Source organism: Phenylobacterium sp., assembly GCF_024508875.1.
In the GTDB taxonomy this organism is placed as follows: Bacteria; Pseudomonadota; Alphaproteobacteria; order Caulobacterales; family Caulobacteraceae; genus Phenylobacterium.
The window spans coordinates 1-5,279 of the sequence record NZ_JANINU010000166.1 but is presented as its reverse complement, the minus strand read 5'-3'; the positions used below and the strand labels follow the sequence as shown (position 1 = coordinate 5,279).

Annotated in this window: 6 protein-coding genes; 3 read left to right on the top strand and 3 right to left on the bottom strand. The window is 70.7% G+C overall.

Features of this window, described 5'->3' with window-relative positions; all coding sequences use genetic code 11:
* Nucleotides 1–365, top strand: a 365-nt coding sequence (locus Q0L11_RS13315) for a response regulator (RefSeq protein WP_296597855.1), incomplete at its 5' end; no start/stop codon positions are given.
* A 3-nt stretch (nt 366–368) separates the two neighbouring features.
* On the opposite strand, the gene Q0L11_RS13310 is transcribed toward Q0L11_RS13315, so the two are convergent.
* Together Q0L11_RS13310 and Q0L11_RS13305 are read right to left on the bottom strand one after the other, a co-directional pair.
* Nucleotides 369–1,358 carry a fatty acid desaturase family protein gene (locus tag Q0L11_RS13310; RefSeq protein ID WP_296597854.1) on the bottom strand — a complete coding sequence of 330 codons (990 nt, stop codon included), beginning with the start codon at nt 1,356–1,358 and terminating at the stop codon, nt 369–371.
* Entirely contained in the window at nt 1,358–1,978 is a 621-nt protein-coding gene (locus Q0L11_RS13305; RefSeq protein WP_296597852.1) for a TetR/AcrR family transcriptional regulator C-terminal domain-containing protein, read from the bottom strand. Before Q0L11_RS13305 ends, Q0L11_RS13310 begins: the two co-directional genes overlap by 1 nt.
* A gap of 184 nt (nt 1,979–2,162) precedes the next feature.
* Between Q0L11_RS13305 and Q0L11_RS13300 the strand changes: the two genes are divergently transcribed.
* Entirely contained in the window at nt 2,163–2,291 is a 129-nt protein-coding gene (locus Q0L11_RS13300; protein WP_296597851.1) for a hypothetical protein, read from the top strand.
* 136 nt (nt 2,292–2,427) lie between these two features.
* Here the strand turns inward: Q0L11_RS13300 and ubiA are convergent, their stop codons facing one another.
* The gene (gene ubiA / locus Q0L11_RS13295; protein WP_296597849.1) at nt 2,428–3,372 is read right to left on the bottom strand and encodes a 4-hydroxybenzoate octaprenyltransferase; all 945 of its coding nucleotides are present in this window, start codon (nt 3,370–3,372) and stop codon (nt 2,428–2,430) included.
* A gap of 390 nt (nt 3,373–3,762) precedes the next feature.
* Here ubiA and Q0L11_RS13290 point away from each other — a divergent pair.
* On the top strand, nt 3,763–5,279 hold a 1,517-nt coding region (locus Q0L11_RS13290), incomplete at its 3' end, for an ABC transporter ATP-binding protein (protein ID WP_296597848.1).

Below are 5,279 nucleotides of genomic sequence, written 5' to 3'. Positions count from 1 at the left end.
CCGAGGACAACGAGACGAACCAGCGGGTGGTGCGCACGGTGCTGAACGCCCTGGGCGTGGACCCCACGGTCGTGCCGGACGGCAAGGCGGCTGTCGAGGCCTGGGACCGGGGCGACTGGGACCTGATCCTGATGGACATCCAGATGCCGGTGCGCGACGGCGTGGCGGCGACGCGGGATATCCGCCGGCTGGAAGCCGAGCGGGGCCTGACGCCAACGCGCATCGTGGCGCTGACCGCCAACGCCATGCCCGCGCAGGTGGACGAGTACGCGGCGGCGGGCATGGACGGCGTGGTGCCGAAGCCGATCCTCATCGAGGAGCTTCACGCCGCCCTGGTCGACGCGCGGCTGAAGCGGGCGGCCTGACGCCTACTGGATCGCCGTCTGGCGGACGCCGCGGGCCTCGGGCGTGGGGCCGCGGCTGTCGTCGCGCGCGGGCTTGCTTGAGGCCAGCCGCAGGATCTCGAGATAGCCGCTGGCGGTGAGCATGCCCGGCAGTACGCCCTTGGCCTTCAGCAGGCGGTGGGTGCGGGGCAGGTTGTAGCAAGGCACATGCATGAACATGTGGTGCTCGCAGTGGTAGTTCACAAAGTAGGGCGCGAGGAACGCCCGCTCGATCAGGTTGGCCCGGGTGGTGCGGGCGTGCCGCAACGGGTCGGGTTCCTCCTTCGCCACGCAGGCGTGCTCGGCGATGTTGCGCAGGCGGGTTATCATCGGCAGCCAGGTGGCCTGGGGCAGCAGCCACAGCACCGGCCAGGCCCACCAGAAGCCGAACGGCGCGGTGATGGCGACGGTAAGGACCATGCCGGTCAGGAAACGCTTCCGCGAGACCATGGCGTCCTTGAGGATCGGCCATAGCGGCTCGCCGGCCTTGCGTTCGCGCAGGCGTTTCACGAGGCCCGCCCAGCGCTGCTTGTAGTAGGTCTGGCCGGTCAGATCGCGGACGATCTTGCGGCGCAGGGACAGGCGGGTGATCGGGAACGGCGCCGACAGGCCCAGGTCCGGATCCTCGGCCTGCTGGGCGTACTTGTGATGCCCCAGGTGGTAGGTGCGGTAGTTCACGAGGCCGCCGGGCGTGAGCTTGTCGCCCAGGAAATCGTTGACCTTCAGGTTCGGGTGCAGCGCGCCATGGGCCGCGTCGTGCATCAGGATGGCGAGGCCAAGCTGGCGCGCGCCGATGATCATCACCGCCAGCGGGATGGTGATCGGAAACGCCATGGCCATGCCGGCGGCCAAGCCGATGACGATCCAAGCATGAGCGACCAGCGCCGGTCCCTTCCACACGGACTTCCTGGCGAGCGGCGCCCATTCGTCCGGGGCGAAGTAGTCCTTGGGGGCGACACGGGCGGCGGCGGCCATCAGCGGTCTCCGGTGGGTTGGCGCGGATCGTGGCGGAGCAGGGCGACCATCTCCTCGACGGCCTCGGCGACCGGGCTGCCGGCCGCGCCTTCCCGGAGAGTCACGCCCAGGGCGAGGGTCCAGAAGCGGCGGGCGACGGTGGCGGCGTCCTCGGCCTGCGACCAGCCGCGGCGGTGGCGGGTCTCGGCATAGGCGCGGTCGCCCTCGGCGTGCAGGCGATCGAAGGTGCGCTCGATCAGGGGGCTGAGGTCCGGGCGGCGGCGGGTGAGCGACAGGGCCTCGACGAAGAGGGCCAGGCCCGGCGAGCCGATCACGGTCTCCACCAGGCGGCGGTTGTAGTCGGACCCCGAGCGCGCGCCGGCGGCGGCCTGCTCGGCCTGGCGGGCGACATAGAGCACCTCGCGGCAGGCGGCCTCGACGAACAGGGCCTCCTTGGTGCGGAAGTAGTAGGTGACCTGGCTGGGATAGGCGCCGGCGGCGGCGGCGATCTCGGCCACCGCGACGCTGGAGAGACCCCGCGCCTTGAACAGGTGGACGGCCGCGTCGAGCAGCCGCGATCGCATGCGCTTGCCCGGCTCGCGGGTGGCGCGCGCTTCGGCGAGGGATCGCACGTCGGCCATGCGAATATTTGTATGTCGTACAAACATTGGAGTCAAAGGCGCACGTCGAACGGCGGTTGCCGGATGCAACCTGCGCGCTTTTGTCACTCGCGGATGACGCGTGTGTCGCAGGCCTTGGTAACGCCGCCGCCACAGTCGCGGGGCAGCCTGGACGCTCAAGAGTTGAGTGGTGGTTCCGATGTCGATGATCGACGCCCTGACGGGCAAGAAGACGGCGCAGCGCGGAGGGTTGGCGGCGCTGTTCGGGAGCAAGAAGCCGAAGCGCCATGCGCTGCCGAAATGGGCGGCGCAGAAGGCGGCGAAGAAGGGATGAAGCGGGAGCGCTTCTCGCCCCTCACCCCGGCCAAGCGAAGCGCCGAGCCGGGACCCAGAGCGGCCGCAGTGCGGAACCCCCTGGGTCCCGGGTCTCCGGTGAGCTCCGCCCGGGATGAACGGGGGAGCGTTGCTCGCTACAGCGCGCCCGCCGCCAGCGCGGCGAACAGGATCAGGCCGGCCCCGGCGTTGGACTTGAACAGCTTCAGGGCCAGGACGGGATCGTCGACCCGGACGCGGCGGGCCTGCAGGCCGAGGTGGATGGCGTAGGCCAGCAGCCCGAGGGCGAAGCCGACGCCGAGGTGGGCCAACGTCCCGGCCGCGAAGACCAGGGCCAGCGTCGCCAGATAGAAAGCGCCGATGGCGCGAGGCGCCTTGTCGCCGAGGCGGCGCGCCGAGGACTTCACGCCGGCCAGGGCGTCGTCCTCCAGGTCCTGGATCGCGTAGATGGTGTCGTAGCCCAGGGTCCAGGCGATCCCCGACGCGTAGAGCAGGATAGCGGGGATGTAGAGGGGCGGCAGGCCGCCGCCGGCCGCCGCCGCATAGCCCAGCAGGGCGCCCCAGTTGAAGGTGAGCCCCAGCCAGGCCTGTGGCCACCAGGTGATCCGCTTCATGAACGGATAGGCGGCCACGAGGCCCAGCGACAGCACGCCCAGCAGCCAGCACAGCGGCGGCAGGGAGATCAGGATCAGCAGCGACACGAGGGTGCAGCCGAAGACGAACGCCCAAGCCTGCTTCACCGAGATTTGGCCGGCGGGGATGGGGCGCAGCGCGGTGCGCGCGACCTTGGCGTCGATGTCGCGGTCGACGATGTCGTTGTAGGCGCAGCCGGCCGCGCGCATCAGCGCCGCGCCCAGGAAGAACAGCAGGAGCAGCCATGGATCGGGCGACCGGCCCTCGACCGCAGCGGCGAGCGCGATGCCCTGCCAGCCGGGCAGCATCAGCAGCCAGATTCCCGCCGGCCGGTCGAACCGCCCCAGCTTCAGCCAGGGCCGCAGAGCCACGGGCGCATGCCGGTCGACCCAGTTGGTGGGCGCGGCGTCGGGCAGCGGGGCGTCGAGATCGGGCGAGGGCGACGTCATGGGGCGCGGCTTAGCAGAAGCCGCGGTGTGGCCGAAATGCCTCTGACCGCCACCCGCGTTAACCGTCGGGCCCGGCTTCCTTGACCGCGGTTATCGGCCCGCCTAGCTTCCGTGCCTTCGAGGCTCTTTCGAAGGAGGCGCCAGAATGACAGCTGTTGTGATGCACGCCTTCCCGACGCGCCTCGGGCCGCCGCCGAAACGACACCGGTAACCCGCCCGACCCGCTTCCCGTCCCGGCTCGCGCCGACGCGAAGCGATCCCGCGCGCCCGCGGCCCGCCGAGCCCCTCCCGGCTTCGTAAGCCCCGCTCCATCCGATCCATTTTCCGCGCCGGACCTGTGCGCGCTCCACGCTCGGAGTCCCGGTCCCGGCGCCCGTATCGAGACCTGTCATGACCGACCACTACGAGGACGACGAAGAGACCAAGACCAAGCGGGTGCTGTCGAACGCCCAGGTGCTGCGCTTCATCGGCGGCTTCTGGATGCGGCGGCCGGCGCTGTTCTGGACGGCGGTGGCGCTGATGCTGCTGGCCATCGCCTTCGACCTGATGCTGCCCTGGGCCTCGGGCCGGCTGGTGGACGCGGTGGCGGCGACGCCGCGCGAGCCGCCCGCCGCCTGGAGCGCCTGGGCGCTATTCGTGGGGGTGTACCTGGCGTTCTCGCTGATCCGGAACCTCGCGTTCCGGTTCTGGAACCCCATGGCTGCCGGCAACATGAAGGAGATGACGGACGAGGGCTTCCGGCGCGTCCAGGGCTTCTCGGCCGACTGGCACGCCGACCATTTCGCGGGCTCGACGGTGCGCAAGCTGTCGCGGGCCATGTGGGGCTACGACATGGTGTCGGACGCTGTGGTGCTGTGGCTGGGCCCCGCGATCGTGGTGCTGCTGGGCCTGTCGGCCACGATGGTGGCGCGCTGGCCGACCGTGGGGATCTTCTCCATGGCGGTGGTGGTGCTCTACATCGCCTCGAACCTGATCCTGACCGTGAAGTACGTGCGGCCCGCCAACCTGAAGTCGGTGGCGCTGGACACGCGGATCGGCGGAGCGCTGGCCGACTCCATCTCGTCGAACCCCACCGTGAAGACCTTCGGCGCGGAAGCCCGCGAGGAGGAGCGGATCGGCGGCATCACGGCGATGTGGCGCAAGGCGACGCTGAAGACCTGGACGCGCTTCATCGACGTCTGGCTGGTGCAGAACCTGATCCTGGTGGGCCTGCAGGCGGGCCTGTCGGGCCTCCTGATCCGGCTATGGGCGCGGGGCGAGGCGACGGCGGGCGACGTGGCCTTCGCGGTGACGTCGTTCATGCTGATGAGCGGCTACCTGCGCAACATCGGCGAGAACATCCGCATGATGCAGAAGGGCCTGGACGACGCCGAGGACGTGGCCGGCTTCGCCATCACCGACGCCCAGGTGGCTGACGCGCGCGACGCGGCGGGCTTCCGCGGCGAGCTGGGCGAGATCGCCTTCGACCGGGTCACCTTCCGCTACAAGTCGGCGGAGGAGCCGCTGTACCGCGACTTCACCCTGATCATCGCGCCGGGCGAGCGGATTGCGCTGGTCGGCCCGACGGGCTCGGGCAAGTCGACGTTCGTGAAGCTGCTGCAGCGGCTGTACGACGTGGACGGCGGGCGGATCCTGATCGACGGCCAGGACATCGCGAAGGTGACCCAGGGGTCGCTGCGGCGCGCCATCGCCGTGGTGCCGCAGGACCCGGCGCTGTTCCACCGCACGATCGCCGAGAACATCGCCTACGCCCGGCCCGAGGCCACGGCGGAGGAGGTGGCCCTGGCGGCGCGGCGGGCGCGGGCGGACGACTTCATCCGCCGGCTGCCCAAAGGCTACGACACCCTGGTCGGCGAGCGCGGCGTGAAGCTGTCGGGCGGCGAGCGGCAGCGGGTGGCGATCGCCCG